Annotated in this window: 15 protein-coding genes; 14 read left to right on the forward strand and 1 reads right to left on the reverse strand. The window is 63.7% G+C overall.

Going from position 1 to position 14,611, the window contains the following annotated elements; all coding sequences use genetic code 11:
- Positions 1-2 precede the first annotated feature (2 nt).
- Positions 3-1,343 (forward strand): S41 family peptidase, encoded by a 1,341-nt coding sequence (locus ACQ4W6_RS23595; protein ID WP_436569597.1) that lies wholly within the window; start codon positions 3-5, stop codon positions 1,341-1,343.
- Here the strand turns inward: ACQ4W6_RS23595 and ACQ4W6_RS23600 are convergent.
- Positions 1,340-2,815 (reverse strand): serine hydrolase domain-containing protein, encoded by a 1,476-nt coding sequence (locus ACQ4W6_RS23600; RefSeq protein ID WP_436569598.1) that lies wholly within the window; start codon positions 2,813-2,815, stop codon positions 1,340-1,342. The two genes, ACQ4W6_RS23595 and ACQ4W6_RS23600, sit on opposite strands and share 4 nt — an antisense overlap.
- 246 nt (positions 2,816-3,061) lie before the next feature.
- On the opposite strand from ACQ4W6_RS23600, the gene ACQ4W6_RS23605 reads away from it, so the two are divergent.
- The 13 genes from ACQ4W6_RS23605 to ACQ4W6_RS23665 all read left to right on the forward strand — a co-directional run bounded on the left by ACQ4W6_RS23605 (position 3,062) and on the right by ACQ4W6_RS23665 (position 14,562).
- Positions 3,062-3,463, forward strand: coding sequence for a GFA family protein (locus ACQ4W6_RS23605; protein WP_436569599.1), 402 nt, complete (start codon positions 3,062-3,064; stop codon positions 3,461-3,463).
- Positions 3,464-3,684: 221 nt separating this feature from the next.
- Positions 3,685-3,915 (forward strand): hypothetical protein, encoded by a 231-nt coding sequence (locus ACQ4W6_RS23610; RefSeq protein ID WP_436569600.1) that lies wholly within the window; start codon positions 3,685-3,687, stop codon positions 3,913-3,915.
- A 133-nt stretch (positions 3,916-4,048) separates the two neighbouring features.
- Positions 4,049-4,297 (forward strand): DUF3297 family protein, encoded by a 249-nt coding sequence (locus tag ACQ4W6_RS23615; protein WP_436569601.1) that lies wholly within the window; start codon positions 4,049-4,051, stop codon positions 4,295-4,297.
- Positions 4,298-4,516: 219 nt separating this feature from the next.
- Positions 4,517-5,626 carry a YjhT family mutarotase gene (locus ACQ4W6_RS23620; protein WP_436569602.1) on the forward strand — a complete coding sequence of 370 codons (1,110 nt, stop codon included), beginning with the start codon at positions 4,517-4,519 and terminating at the stop codon, positions 5,624-5,626.
- Positions 5,627-5,640: 14 nt separating this feature from the next.
- Entirely contained in the window at positions 5,641-6,333 is a 693-nt protein-coding gene (locus ACQ4W6_RS23625; protein WP_436569603.1) for a FadR/GntR family transcriptional regulator, read from the forward strand.
- 56 nt (positions 6,334-6,389) lie between these two features.
- Positions 6,390-7,955 (forward strand): ABC transporter substrate-binding protein, encoded by a 1,566-nt coding sequence (locus ACQ4W6_RS23630; RefSeq protein ID WP_436569604.1) that lies wholly within the window; start codon positions 6,390-6,392, stop codon positions 7,953-7,955.
- A 105-nt stretch (positions 7,956-8,060) separates the two neighbouring features.
- The gene (locus ACQ4W6_RS23635) at positions 8,061-9,014 is read left to right on the forward strand and encodes an ABC transporter permease (RefSeq protein ID WP_436569605.1); all 954 of its coding nucleotides are present in this window, start codon (positions 8,061-8,063) and stop codon (positions 9,012-9,014) included.
- A gap of 124 nt (positions 9,015-9,138) precedes the next feature.
- On the forward strand, positions 9,139-9,996 hold the full coding sequence (locus ACQ4W6_RS23640; protein WP_436569606.1) for an ABC transporter permease: 858 nt from the start codon (positions 9,139-9,141) through the stop codon (positions 9,994-9,996).
- Between the two features lie 2 nt (positions 9,997-9,998).
- Entirely contained in the window at positions 9,999-10,919 is a 921-nt protein-coding gene (locus ACQ4W6_RS23645; protein WP_436569607.1) for a dihydrodipicolinate synthase family protein, read from the forward strand.
- 23 nt (positions 10,920-10,942) lie between these two features.
- Positions 10,943-11,959, forward strand: coding sequence for an ABC transporter ATP-binding protein (locus ACQ4W6_RS23650; protein WP_436569608.1), 1,017 nt, complete (start codon positions 10,943-10,945; stop codon positions 11,957-11,959).
- The gene (locus ACQ4W6_RS23655) at positions 11,940-12,956 is read left to right on the forward strand and encodes an ABC transporter ATP-binding protein (RefSeq protein WP_436569609.1); all 1,017 of its coding nucleotides are present in this window, start codon (positions 11,940-11,942) and stop codon (positions 12,954-12,956) included. Before ACQ4W6_RS23650 ends, ACQ4W6_RS23655 begins: the two co-directional genes overlap by 20 nt.
- 3 nt (positions 12,957-12,959) lie before the next feature.
- Positions 12,960-13,685 carry an N-acetylmannosamine-6-phosphate 2-epimerase gene (locus tag ACQ4W6_RS23660; protein WP_436569610.1) on the forward strand — a complete coding sequence of 242 codons (726 nt, stop codon included), beginning with the start codon at positions 12,960-12,962 and terminating at the stop codon, positions 13,683-13,685.
- Between the two features lies 1 nt (position 13,686).
- A complete protein-coding gene (locus ACQ4W6_RS23665; RefSeq protein ID WP_436569611.1) occupies positions 13,687-14,562 on the forward strand; it encodes an ROK family protein in 876 nt (291 codons plus the stop codon).
- Positions 14,563-14,611 lie beyond the last annotated feature (49 nt).

Genomic DNA, 14,611 nt, shown 5'->3' on the forward strand with positions numbered 1-14,611 from the left:
CAATGAAACGCCTGAAACGCCTGTTAGCCTGCCTGATCCTGTTGTGCTGCGCGCCCCTGGCGCTGGCCCAGCCCACGCCCCTGCTAACGCCGGAGCAGTTGCGCGCCGACTTGCGCTTCATCCAGGAGTCAATTGCTGCAACGCACCCGGAGCCGGGCTTTTCCGCCGATCCCGCCGCCGTGAGGCAAGCCTACGAGTACATCGCAGAGCAAATGCAGGTGCCGATGTCGCCAGACCAGGCCTGGCGATTGCTGGCCATGCTCAATCCCCTCTACGCCGATGGCCACTTGGCCATCACGCCAGCCGGGCCGCTGGCGCAAAGCCAGGCCTTCCTGGAGGCGGGCGGCCGCTTCTTTCCATATGAAGTAAGCCTGGACGCCGCTGGCGGCCTGCGCATCCGCGCGCAGCTCGGTGGTGCGCCCTCGCCGCTGCAAGGCGCGCGCATCACCAGCATCAACAGCGCGCCGGCCAGCGGTATCGTCGCCGACTTGCTGGCCCGCAGCCACGGCGACACGGCCGCGTTTCGCGCCAGCCTGCTGTCGCTGCGCTGGCCATTCATGTATTGGAAGATGCTGGGGGCTACGCCACAGTATGCCTTGCAGTTCGATGACGGCCAGCGCTTGACGGTCGCAGGCGCTGCCACCCTGCCCGCCTATCTGGCCGGCAACGACAGTTTCGCCCAGCAATTCCGCTTCGAGCTGCTGCCCGGTAAGGCCGCGCTGCTGACCCTCAACACCTTCAGCTGGCGGGACAAGGGGCAATTCACAACGTTTACGGCCGACGCCTTCCGCCAGGTGCGCAAAACAGGCGTGCAAACCCTGCTGATCGATGTGCGCGCGAATGGCGGCGGCAACGATGACATGTGGATCGATGGCGTGCTGCGTTATATCGCCGACAAGCCCTACCGCTGGGCTTCGACCTACCGCAAGAAAGTCATCAAGGGGCGCGACAGCGCACGCGAAAAACTGGGCGACGTCATCGATGGAGAGATCGGCTCCTGGCAGCAGCCGCAACTGGACGACCCACTGCACTTCTCGGGCAACACCTATCTGCTGGTGGGACGCCGCACGTATTCTTCATCCATACTTCTGAGCAATGTCATGCAAGACTTCGGTTTTGGCAAGGTGGTGGGAGCGGCGGGCCAGGCGCGCACGCGCCAAAGCGGCGGCACGCAGAATTTCGTGCTGCCCAACAGCGGCCTGGAGCTGGGCGTGCCGCGCCTGCTGTTCCAGCGCCCGTCCGGCGCGGCCACGCCAGTCCTGCTGCAGCCCGATATCGTGCTGCCGGACAGTCCCTACAATGAACGCGAACTGATCGACGCCGTGCTGAACCTGCAAACTTAACCGTCCGCCAGGCCGCGCAGGCGCTCGCTGGCGTGCGCGTTGCCGGGGTCCAGTTCCAGCGAGCGGCGGTAGTGCGTGATGGCCAGGGCCGTGGCGCCGTCCGCTTCGTACGCTTCGGCCAGGCTATCGTGGCCATTCGCGCTTTGCGGCGTCAGCTGCACGGCAAGCTGCAGCACGGCGATGGCCTGTTTTGGCTGCTGGCGCGCCAGCAGGCGGTAGCCCCAGGCATTCAAATCACCTTCGGATGGGGCTGACAGACCATGCTGGCGCCGGATGGCGGCCAGTTTCTCGGCCAGGCCATCGAAACCGGTGCTGGCCAGGTTCTGGCGCAGCAGGTGTACGGCGTACGCGCCAGCGCGCTGCTGGCGCAGTGCGGGCAGATAAAAGCTGGCCACGCTGTCAATCAGCTGTTCGGGCTGGCCGCCGGCCAGGTTGCTGAGGATAATGATGGCCAGATCGTCGTTCGGATACACATAAAAGGCCGAACGGGCACCGCCGATGCCGGCCACGGCGCGGTGGCCATCGCGGCCGATGGTGGGCCAGCCCAGCGCCCATGGCGCCGGCTTGCCATCGTTCAGGCTGGTCGGCTGCCACAGGCGTTCCACGCTGGTGGGCGCCAGCAAGCGCCCCGTCTGCAGCGCGATGAGCCAGTTGGCAAGTTCGCCCACATTACTGTTGATGCCGGCTCCGGCGCGCATGAAAACGGGGAAATCCTCGATCACGTTGCGGTAGCCCTTGCCGCCGCCCAGCACATACGAGCTGGCCTTGTTGATGACCACGTCCTTCGCATCGCCAAAGCCGCTGTGCGCCATGCCGGCCACGTCGAATTGCCCGTGCTGGATGAAGTCCACGAAGGATTGCCCGCTCTGGCGCTCGATCAATTGCGCCAGCAACACATAATTGGTCTGGTTATAACGGTAGCGCTGGCCCGGCTGGGCCTCCACCGGCAGCGCCTGCACGGCTTGCCACGCCGCATCGGCATCGTCCGGCTTCGGGCCTACCAGCTTGCCGCTGCGCTGGTCCAGCACATCGGGCAGGCCCGAAGTATGGTTGAGCAGCTGCGTCACCGCCACCGCTTGCCAGGCCAGCGGCAGCCCTGCCAGATACTGGCCTATCGGCGCGGCCAGATCCACCTTGTCCTGTTGTACTAGTTGCATCACGGCCACGCCGGTAAACGCCTTGGTGGCCGAATTGATGGAAAACAGGCTGGCGTCCGTCACCGGCAACTGGTACTGCACGCTGGCCAGGCCAAAATTACGCGACAGGACGACCTTGCCATGGTGTATGACGGCCAGTTGCAGGCCGGGAATCTGGCGCTCCTGCATTTCGCTGCGCACGAAGGCGGCAATGTCCTGCTCCGTGCGCGATGCCTGCTGCGCGCTGGTGGGTGCGGCAGTGGCGGCCAAGGCGCCAGGAGACACTGCGGCGGCAAGCGCCATGACGAGCAAGGCAGAGGGGAAGCGTGGGTTCAAGATATGCTTTCGGCTGGATCTGGCGGAGGTGCAGCATCCCATACCTGTTTATCAAGGTCAACATCAACGTCAACGACAGTCTTGCCGGTCGGGAAGTTATTCTTCCAGCCACTCATGCATCCGTATTATGCAAAAGGAAACCAATATTATTTTTGCTGGCAGCCGGCGCGCGGGCTATCGTGGGCTATCAAAAACGTTTTCTGCTTGATATTATCTACTTGATATTAATCAAGGGAAAGCCGTGCCATGCTGAAAACCTATCAGGGCAGTTGCCATTGCGGCGCCGTGCGCTTCGAGGCCGAGCTCGACCTGTCGGCGCCCACGCTGCGCTGCAACTGCTCGTTTTGCCGCAAGCTACGCTGCTGGTCGGCCATGGTGGCGCCAAGCGCGTTTCGTTTGCTGGCGGGCGCGCAGGTGCTGGGCGAATATCAATTCGGCGCACGCCGGGAACACCACTATTTTTGCCAGCGCTGCGGCGTGCGCCCGTTCGGCAAGGGCGTCTCGCCCCGCCGTGGCCCCTTCCATGGCATCAGCGTCAGCTGCCTCGACGGTGTCAGCGACGCCGAACTGGCAGGCGTGCCCGTCACCTTTGTCGATGGGCTGCACGACGAATGGGACTTGCCGCCACAGCAGACGCGGCATTTGTGATGTGAAGAAATAGTACTGGCTAGAAATGGTTGCCTACCATGCGGGAGTTTTCCTACGTGCACACACGCCGTGTCCCGATGGTTAAGCCCGGCACAGGCAGGGACAATGGCCTCAACGGTGCGGCACGCGCAAGCCTGCCCTGCGCCGGATGTTACGCGGATCCATCCGTTCTTGACGCGGATTGTTATCCACACCCTGTCTCAACCATAGAGGAAACGATCATGACTTCGAACAGCAAGGACAAGAACAGCACCCCATCGACCAAGCAGCAACCCGGGAATCAACAATCGGGCAGCAAGCAGTCTGATACGCAGCAAGCGGGCAGCAAGCAATCGGGCTCGGCCAAAGGCGGCAGCGAACAATCTGGAGTGGGCAGCGGCTCGCACGGTGGCGCGCATGAGAAGCACATGGAAACTGGCCGTCAAAGCCACAAAAAGGACGACAAATCCTGACGCGGGTGATGCCGCCATGTAACAGGCGGCTGCCCTGGCTGCAGTCTAGTCGCCGCTGCCAGGGCATGCCGCACAACAAAGCCCGTAACAAACAGCGTTGTCTGGATCGGCATTCTGGGTGATAATTACGCCCATGAACGATACCACCACCTTACCCCCATTGCCCGATCGCCTGTCGATCGACCCTAGCAGCCCTTACCACGTTGCAGCCGTGTTCGAGAACGACGTCGGCATCCGCTTCAACGACAAGGAACGTCTTGACGTGGAAGAATATTGCATCAGCGAACGCTGGATCAAGGTTGCTTCGACCAAGTCCCTCGACCGCCGCGGCCGTCCATTGCAAATCAAATTGAAAGGCAATGTCGAAGCGTTCTACCGCTAAGACTCGCCGCTCCGGCCAGGCGCCATACACCCTGGCCGGCATTTCCCCCGCCCCGCACTAGCAGTTTTCCTTCCTCGTTTTTTCATCTCGCTGCAACTTTTTTGCAACTTTTTTCATTTACCCAAACAAGTTGTTTGACATCTGATATCTTACTCTGCAATACTTGCTTCATCGGTTCAGTCATTCGTAACCGCAACAGCCCAGCCGAGAACATTGACGATGCTTCAGCCAGCCGCTACAACGATCACCGCGCAGTTTGATTTTTCCTGGCCCGCCTTCCCCGTGCCCCTGCGCGAAGCGGCCGGCGCCATGCTCGATACCGTGCTGTACGCCGGCTTGGGCAGCGCTGGTTGCGCCTGGTACCGCCTCGATACGGCGCAGCGCGCAACCGGCTGGCAGCGCCTGGCGGACTTTCCCGGCGCAGCGCCCAGCGGCGGCGCCTGCGCCGCCAGCGGTAATGCTATATTCGTCCTTGGCGGCTGCATCACGCCCGCCGGCCACAGCCCCCGCCAGTCCGATGCCGTCTGGCGCTACGATAGCGTGATTGACACCTGGCAGCAGCTGGACATCAAGCTGCCGCTGGGCTTGCTGGGCGCCTCCGCCCTGGCACAAAAGGACGGCGCCATCCTGCTTTCCGGCGGCTACCACCGCACGCAATTTGACGATTTTTGCCAGGCCCACGCGGCGGCCGGCGACGCCGAGCGGTCCCAGTTGCTGCTTAGCTACATGACGCGCCCGGTCGCCGCCTTCGACTGGAACCGCCGTCTGTGGCGCTTCGATCCGCTCACTGTTACGCTGCAGGACAAGGGCACGCTGCCGTTTCCCGGCACCTGCGGCGCCGTGGCCATCACCGCCGACGCCGCAACCATCATCGCCAGTGGCGAAATCAAGCCTGGCTTGCGCACGCCGCTGGCATGGCATGCACGGCCGGACGGCAGCGGCTGGGATGCGGCCGCCTTGCCCGAGGCACAGGCCGGCGTGCCGCAGGAAGGCGTGGCGGCTGCCTTTGGAGGCCTGTGCGGCCGTATTCCCGTGATCGCCGGCGGCACCAACTTTCCTGGGGCCCAAGCCAACTATGCGCAGCAGCAACTCCATGCCCATGCGGGCCTGGCCAAGACCTGGCGCCGTGAACTGTATTACTTCGACGGCCAGCAATGGCGCAGCCTGGGCATGCTGCCGGCGCCCCGTGCGCACGGCTTGTCCTTCCAGGTGGGAAAAAGCCTGCTGCTCGTGGGCGGCGATACCGATACGGGTAGCGCCACCCTGGAAACCTTGTCAATAACGTTATCAGATGGCTCCTGCCGTGATACCGTGTCGTACCCTGATTAATTAGTGAGAAAACAATGGTCACAAAGATACCGGCTTACCGCCACGCGCAAGTCAAAATCAAGGAATTCATCGAGGAACACAACCTCAAGGCCAACGACGCCCTGCCGCCTGAAGCGCGCATGGCCGAAGAGCTCAACATGAGCAGGCCCAGCCTGCGCGAAGCCGTCAAGGCGCTCGAATCGCTGGGCGTGATCGAGTCGCGCCACGGCGAGGGCATTTTTGTGAAAGCGTTTTCCTTCGATTCCATCCTCGACAACCTGCCGTACTCGATGGTGGCCAATGACGACCAGATCACGGACTTGCTGTACGTGCGTACGTATCTGGAAATCGGCGCGATTCCTTCCGTGGTAAAAAATATCACGCCGAAGAGTATCGCCGTACTGCGCGAACTGGCCGATACCATGCTGGAAAAGGCACTGGCGCAGGAAAGTTTTCCAGCCGAAGACCGTGCCTTCCATGCGGAAATGTATTCCTGCCTGAACAACCGCTTCCTGCTGGCCCTGATCGACCTGTTCTGGAACGTGTTTAACAATATGCACAAGGCCTCCACTGCCGCCAAGCTGGACCCCTGGGCCATGGAAGCGACGGCGCGCGACCATATTGCCATCGTGGAAATGCTGGAAAACAAAGATGCTGCGGGCCTGTTGCAGGCCTACACCCAGCATTTCGATTCCATCTTCAAACGTTATCCGAAAGACACCGCGTAAGGCCGGCAGCATCTGGCCCAACCTTTTCTTGTTTATCATATAGAGGTAAGAAACCCATGTTTGCGTCCCGTATTTCCGTCAAGTATCTGCTTCCTGCGGCATTGGCCGCCTTCACCAGCCTGTCAGGCCTGGCCCAGGCCGCCGACCAGGTATTCGTCGGCGCATTCGATGTGGGTCCATCGGGCAACGCGCAGAAATTCAATCCGCTGACGGCGGCCGCAGGTTTCAGCTTCTATAACAAGTATTTTTCCACCCTGACCTTGTATGACGTCAGCCTGCAAAAGATCTCGGGCGACCTGGCCGACAGCTGGACCTATGCCAAGGACGGCAAGACCCTGACCCTGAAGCTGCGCAAGGATGTCAAGTGGCACGACGGCAAGCCCTTCACGGCGGCCGACGTCAAGTTCACCCTGGACCTGATCCGCAGCCCCGAGCTGGCCAGTGTCTTCGCTCCCCGCCTGGCCGATATCAGCGCCGTCAAGGTGCCCGACGCCAATACCGTCGTCATTGAACTGGCGCGCCCCGACGTGACCTTGCCTGACGCCTTTACCAGCATCATGATGGTGCCGCGGCATTTGCTGATGAGCGTGCCCATCACCGAACTGCGCAACGCCGCCTGGTGGAAAAATCCCGTCGGCACGGGGCCTTTCAAATGGAGCAAATACCTGCCCGACCAGTACGTGGAACTGACCGCCAACGCCGATTACTACCGGGGCAAGCCCAAGCTCGACAAGCTGATCAACCGCTACTTCAAGGATGCCAGCGCGGCCGCCCTGGCGCTGGCCTCGGATGAAATCCAGTTTACCTATCTGACCATGGACCAGGTCAAGGAAAACCAGGCCAGCAAGGCTTTCAATGTAATTTCCGGCCCGTCCCACGTGCTCAATTACCTGGGCGTCAACCACAGCGATCCGCGCTTCCAGGATGTGCGCGTGCGCCAGGCGATTTTATATGCAATCGACCGCCCTGCCATCGTCAAGAGCATCTACAACAACAGCGCCACCATCGCCAATTGCGCGCTGACCCTGCCGAAATTCCAGCCGGCCAAGCTGGACAAGTATGAAACCAACACGGCCAAGGCCAAAGCCCTGCTGGCCGCTGCCAACTGGGAGCAGCTGAGCAAGGGCCAGCCAGTAGAATTGCTGACCTATTACGGCGACCAGGTGTCGAAAGACGTCATCGCCAGCCTGCAATCGATGCTGGCGCAAGTGGGCATCAACATCAAGCCCCGTTTCGTCGACAGCCCCACCTATGGCCAGCTGGTCGATGCGAACCGCTTCAGCATGGTCTTCGCGGGCGGCGGCGTGGGTCCTGACCCCAGCGCCCTGACGCCGATGCTGCATTCGGCGTATGCGCCACCGAAGGGCGTGAACCGCATGCGCGTCAAGCTGCCGCAGCTCGATGCCCTGCTCGACGCGGGCCAGCTGGAGACGGACGATGCCAAGCGCACGGCTCTGTACCGCGATGCCTGCGGCATCACGAATGCGCAACTGCCATGGATCCCCCTGTGGAGCGCCAACCGTTTCGGCGGCTTCGCCAAGAATGTGCAGCAAGTGATCTGGACCCCGGCCCCGGCCGGCGGGCGCTACCAGGATCACCCGGAACTGTGGCAGCTGCGCTAAGCCGCATCGACACCACGCCGTAACCACGTAATCCCAGTGGCGGGCCACGGCCCGCCGGTTTTTGCATAGCTGAGAAGGCAGGGGGCCATGCCGCCTGGAAGAAATATGTTCAAGTACCTCGTGAATCGCTTGCTGGTCAACATCCCTACCCTGCTGGCCATCCTCGCCACCGTCTTCGTGCTGGTCAACATGGCGCCAGGCGACCCCGTCGACGCCTTCGTGCCGCCCAGCCAGGCATTGACGGACGTGCAGAAGGAGCAATTGCGCCACACCCTGGGCCTGGACCGCTCCGTACCCGTGCGTTTCGCGCTGTGGCTCAAGCAGACGGCCAGCGGCGACCTGGGCTACCGCTACAAGGACGGCGCCCGCGTCGTCGATGAAATCGCCAGCCGCGTGGCGCCCACCCTGCTGCTGGCCCTGTCTGGCCTGGCGCTGGGCTCTTTGCTCGGCATCGTGCTGGGCATCGTCTCGGCGCGCCGCGCCAACGGCAAGCTGGACCACGTGCTGTCGCTGTTTGCCTATGTCGCCATCAGCAGCCCGGCGTTTCTCGTTGGCATCATCGGCATGTATGTGTTCTCGCTGCAACTGGGCTGGTTTCCCAGCGGCGGCTACAGCACACCGGGCAATGAAAGCGTGGGCGACATCCTGTACCACCTGGCCTTGCCCGCTGCCGTGCTGTCGGTGCAATTCATCGCCATCACCATGCGCTACACGCGGGCCGGCCTGCTCGATACCCTGAACCAGGATTACATCCGCACGGCCATTGCCAAGGGCGTCAGTCCAAACCGCGTCATGCTGCGCCATGCCTTGCCCAACACCCTGGTGCCCATCGTCACCGTGATCGGCGCCAGCTTTGGCGGCCTGATCGGCGGCGCCGTGTTTGTCGAGACGGTATTTTCCTGGCCCGGCATGGGCATGCTGTTTCTTGACGCCATCGAAAGCCGCGACTATCCGCTGATCATGGGCATCGCCCTGTTCGTGTCGCTGGCCATTCTCGCCGTCAACATGCTGACCGACCTCGTGTATTCCTGGATCGACCCGCGCATCACCCTGAAGTAAGTCTATCGAGCAACAGCAGCAAGCATCGTCCCCTGGCAGCAGGCGGGCTGGGCCCCGTTCGGCCCAGCGCAGCAAAAAACGATGCAAAAAGTATCAATAACAAGATGAATTCAAGAGGACAACCATGACGCAAGCTCCCCTCCCGCCCACGCGCTGGAAACTATTTAGATCCAGCAAGGTGGCTTTCGCCGGGCTGTGCCTGTTCGTGCTGATCGCCGTGCTGTGCGCCGCCTCCGGCCTGCTGTTTTCCTACGATCCGAATGCCATCGACCTGGGCGCGGCGCTGCAGGCGCCGTCGCGCCAGCACTGGCTGGGTACCGACCAGACGGGACGCGACATGCTGGCGCGCACCTTGGCGGCCGGCCGCATTTCGCTGGCCGTGGGCGTCTCCAGCGTCGCGCTGGCTCTCGTCATCGGCACGTTTCTCGGCGCCATCGCCGGCTATTTCGGCGGCTGGATCGACAACCTGACCATGCGCTTTGTCGACATGGTGATGACGTTTCCGCCCGTCATCGTGCTCATGACCCTGGCCGCCGTGCTTGGTTCCGGCACGGGCAAGACGGTGATCGTCATCGGTTTGCTATCCTGGCCGCTGGCTTGCCGGCTGGTGCGGGCCCGCATCATGACTATCCGCGAAATGGAATTCGTCGCCGCTGCACGCACCCTGGGTGCCGGCCACACCTACCTGATTTTCAAGCACTGCCTGCCCAACACGATCGATGTGCTGGCGGTGTTCGCTTCCCTTGGTTTCGTCTCGGCCATCATGGCCGAAGCGGGACTGAGCTTTCTCGGCCTGGGCGTGCAATTGCCGGACGCCAGCTGGGGCAGCCTGATCAGTATTGCGCGGGAGGCTTCGGTCCTCAAGCAATACCCGTGGATCTGGCTCCCATCTGGCGTGCTGATCGTTGTTACCGCCCTGGCCGCCAACTTTATCGGCGATGGCTTGCGCCAGGCCTTTGACCCTAAACATAGCAAGGAATAATCATGTCAGCACTGAAATTACACGGCATCATCCCTCCCGTCGTCACGCCGCTGGACCAGCATGGCAAGATCGATGAACGCTCGCTGCGGCGCGTGATCCGCCACCTGATCGATGGTGGCGTGCACGGCCTGTTCCTGATGGGCTCGACCAGCGAAGTGATCTTCCTCAATGGCGCCCAGCGCGCTGAAGCCATCCGTATCGCCGTCGACGAAGCGGCCGGCGCCGTGCCTCTGGTAGCCGGCGTGATCGACCCGACGACTGAGCGCTGCATCGAGCATGCCCGCCAAGCCAAGGAGCTGGGCGTGCACGGCCTGGTCGTGACGGCGCCGTTCTACACGCGCACCAGCCCTGGCGAAACCATCGACCATTTCCGCTATATCAAGCAAGCCGTCGACCTGCCCATCATCGCCTACGACATTCCCGTCTGCGTGCACAGCAAGCTGAGCCGTGAAACCCTGCGCGCCATGTACGACGAAGGCTTGATCTGCGCCGTCAAGGATAGCAGCGGCGACGACGGCAACATGCGCATGCTGATGCGCGACTTCGCCGACGCCCCGGATTTCGCCATCCTCACCGGTTCCGAAACGACGGTCGACTACGCACTGCTGGGCGGCGCCCACGGCTGCGTTCCCGGCCTGGGCAACGTCGACCCGGCCGGCTATGTGCGCCTGTACGACCTGGCCCGCGCCGGCGACTGGGAAGGCGCGCGCGCCGAGCAGGAACGCCTGATCGCCCTGTTCGACATCGTCTTCCACGGCGTGCCCTACACTAGCCCGAACGCTTCCGGCGTGGGCGGCTTCAAGACGGCGATGCAGCTGATGGGCATCATCGAGAACCGCTTGATGAGTAAGCCGAACCGTTTGCTGCCGGACGCCGCCGTCGAGCGCGTGCGCACCATCGTGGCCGCCGCCGGTTTGCTCTGATACCAATACCGCAAGGAGATGTGATGACCGATGCTGAAGTATTGCTCGATGTACAAGGGCTGACGACATCGTTCCAAACGCCCGCGGGCGTCGTCAAGGCCGTCAACGGCTTGAATTTCTCGCTGCGGCGCGGCGAGACGCTGGCCATCGTCGGCGAATCGGGCTGTGGCAAGTCGGTCACCTCGTTCTCGCTGATGGGTCTGCTGCCCAGCCGCGCCAAGGTCGAGGGCCAGGCGTGGCTGACGGCGGCCGACGGCAGCCGTTTTGACGTATTGGGACTACAGCCGAAGGCGCGCCAGGCCGTGCGCGGCAACCAGATGGGCATGATCTTCCAGGAGCCGATGACCTCGCTCAATCCGCTGCAGCAAGTGGGCAAGCAGATCGCCGAGGCCATGACCGTGCACGGCGTATGCGGCAGCAAGGCGGGGCAGCTGCGCGCCGTCGAACTGCTGCGCCTGGTGGGCATTTCCGCGCCCGAGGTGCGGGCGCGCCAGTATCCGCATCAGTTGTCGGGCGGCATGCGCCAGCGCGTGATGATCGCCATGGCCCTGGCCTGCAAGCCGCAGGTGCTGATCGCCGACGAACCGACGACGGCGCTTGACGTCACGATCCAGGCGCAGATCTTGCGCTTGCTCAAGCAGCTGCAGCAGGAAGTGGGCATGGGCGTGCTCTTCATTACGCACGACATGGGCGTGGTGGCGCAGGTGGCCGACCGGGTTGCCGTGATGTACGGCGGGCAACTGATGGAAACGGCGAACACGGCCGACCTGTTCCGCCAGCCGGCCCACCCCTACACGCAAGGCTTGCTGGCCGCCGTGCCGCGCCCCGGCCAGGGCGGGCGCCTCACTGGTATCCCGGGCCAGGTGGAAACCGTGTATGGCGAGCCTTCCGGCTGCCGTTTCGCCAGCCGCTGCCCGCAGGCGCAGGCGCGCTGCAGCAGCGAGGTGCCGGCGCTGCGCACGGTGGCGCCCGGGCAGCAGGTGCGCTGCCATTTTGCAACTATTACCACAGGGAGCACGCATGAAGCCGCCATCGCATGAAGCACGCACCGATATTCTGACGTTCGAGCAAGTCAGCGTGGCTTTCCATAGCCGCGCCGGCGTGCTGGGCAAGCGCCAGTCCGTGAAAGCCGTACAGGACGTCAGCTTTGCCCTGCGCCGCGGCGAAGTGCTGGGCATCGTCGGTGAGTCGGGCAGTGGCAAGTCGACCCTGGCCAAGCTGGCGATGCAACTGCTGCGTCACGACAGCGGGCAGATTTGCTATGAAGGCCAGCCGCTGGCCAGCTACCGGGGCGAGGCGCTGCGCCGCCTGCGTGGCGAAGTGCAGATGGTGTTCCAGGACCCGAACGCCAGCCTGAATCCGCGCATGACCATCGAACAGTGCCTGCGCGAACCATTTATCCTGCATAAACGGGGCAACCCGGCCGAACAGTTGGCCGAGATCACCCGCCTGCTGGGTGTGGTGGGCTTGCCCGTGACGGCCCTGCGGCGCTATCCGCATGAACTGTCCGGCGGCCAGAAGCAGCGGGTGGTGATTGCCCGCGCGCTGGCTTTAAAACCGAAAGTGCTGATCGCCGACGAAGCCGTCGCCGCGCTGGACGCCTCGGTCAAGGCGCAGATCATCAATCTGCTGCTGGACTTGCAACAGCAGTTTGGCCTGTCCATCATCTTCATTTCGCACGACCTGCCGATGGTGCAAGCCATGTGCGACCGCGTGCTGGTGCTGTATCTGGGCCGGCTAATGGAGGCGGCGCCGCGCGCGGCCATCGCCACGGGCGGCGCCCATCCTTACACGCGCGCCCTGTGGAAAAGCTCGCCCGCCGCCGACCCGGCCTGCCGCATAGCGCCCGAAGACGTGCTCGGCGGAGAAATCCCCAGTCCGCTGGCGCCGCCGCCGGGCTGCGTGTTCCACACGCGCTGTCCGCAGGCCCAACTTGCCTGCCAACAACAAGTGCCTGCCCTGCGCAGCATCGAAACCAACCACGACGCCGCCTGCCTGCTGCTGGCGGCGTCTCCTGTCAACGCTTTGGTGAACTGATCCATGACTGATTTACACCCGACGCATTTACCCGCGCAATTATTTACCCGCCTGCAAGGCGGCCTGGTGGTGTCTTGCCAGCCGCTCGACGACAGCCCCATGGATACCCCCGAGATTATCGTTGCCATGGCGCGCGCCGCCATGGACGGCGGCGCCACGGCGCTGCGCATCGAAGGTGCGCATCACGTGCGCGCGGTGGCGCAAGCCTTGCCGCATGCCATTATCATCGGCATTGTCAAGCGCGACCTGATTGATAGTGCCGTGCGCATCACGCCCTACATCGACGATGTGCACGCGCTGGCCCAGGCCGGCGCCGCCATCATCGCCTTCGACGGCACGGCGCGCCCCCGCCCTGTGTCGGTGGACACCTTGCTGGCAGCCGTGCGCGCGGCCGGCAAAGCGGCCATGGCCGACTGCTCCACCCTGAAAGACGGCCTGGCCTGCCATGCGCTCGGCTGCGATCTGGTGGGCACCACCCTCTCCGGCTATACCGAGGACACCGCCTACCTGCCGGAAGACTGCCCGAATACGGCCTTGATCGGGCAACTGGCGGCGCACGGCGTGCGCGTGATAGCCGAAGGGCGCATCCGCACACCTGGCGACGCCGCCGCTTGCCTGCGCGCGGGCGCCTGCTGCGTGACGGTGGGCTCGGCCATCACGCGCATCGAGCACATCACGCAATGGTTTACCGCCGCCCTGCAAAGCGCGCCGGCCACCAGCAAGGCCTGAGATGCTGCTCGCAATCGACATCGGCGGCACCAAGCTGGCCGCCGCCATGGTGGAAGACGGCACTATCGTTGCGCGGCGGCAAGTACCCATGGTCACCGGCGCGGCGCAATTTTCTACCGCCATCGAGGCCCTCGTGGACGGCTGGCCGGGACCAGCCCAGGTCAGCGTGGCCACTACCGGCTATATCGACGACGGCAAGGTGTATCCCGTGAACCGCAACATCATCTCATTCTGGAATGGCTTTCCTTTGGCCCAACTGCTGCGCCAGCGCTTTGGCTGTCCCGTGGCCCTGTTCAACGACGCCCAGGCGGCCGCGTGGGGAGAATATTGCGCGCGGCGCGACGAGGGCGATGGCACGCATCCGGCCAATTTGCTGTTCATTACCCTGTCGACGGGCGTCGGCGGTGGCCTGGTGCTCGATCACCGCTTGCGCGCGGGGCCGCACGGGCTGGCTGGCCACGTCGGGCACGCGCCGGCCCGCCTGGCACCTGCCGATGGCGCCGTCGTGTGCGGCTGCGGCCGGCTGGGCTGCCTGGAAATGCTCGCTTCGGGCACGGCGCTGGCGCGCCAGGCCAGTGTCATTTTCCAGGAAACGCTCGACAGCGCCCGGCTGTTCGCGCTGGCGGCGGACGAGCCGCGCGCAGCCGCTATTGTCGACAATGCGGCGCTGGCGGTGGCTGAAGCCATCGCGGGATACCACATGATCGTCGATCTGGACGAAGTGGTCATCGGCGGCAGCGTGGGCCTGGCATCGGGCATGCTGGGGCGCATCAGCGCGGCCCTGGCGGGTTTGCCGCTGGCCAGCCCGCCGCGCCTCAGCGCCGCCCGGCTGGGTGCGGATGCGGGCTTGCTGGGAGCGGCTGCCGCCCTGGCTTGACGCTCCCGGATCATGCCTGAAAGCCCGCGCCATGCGGGCTGAAGCCGTT

Origin of the sequence: Janthinobacterium woesei, assembly GCF_051380875.1 — a bacterium.
GTDB lineage: Bacteria > Pseudomonadota > Gammaproteobacteria > Burkholderiales > Burkholderiaceae_D > Janthinobacterium.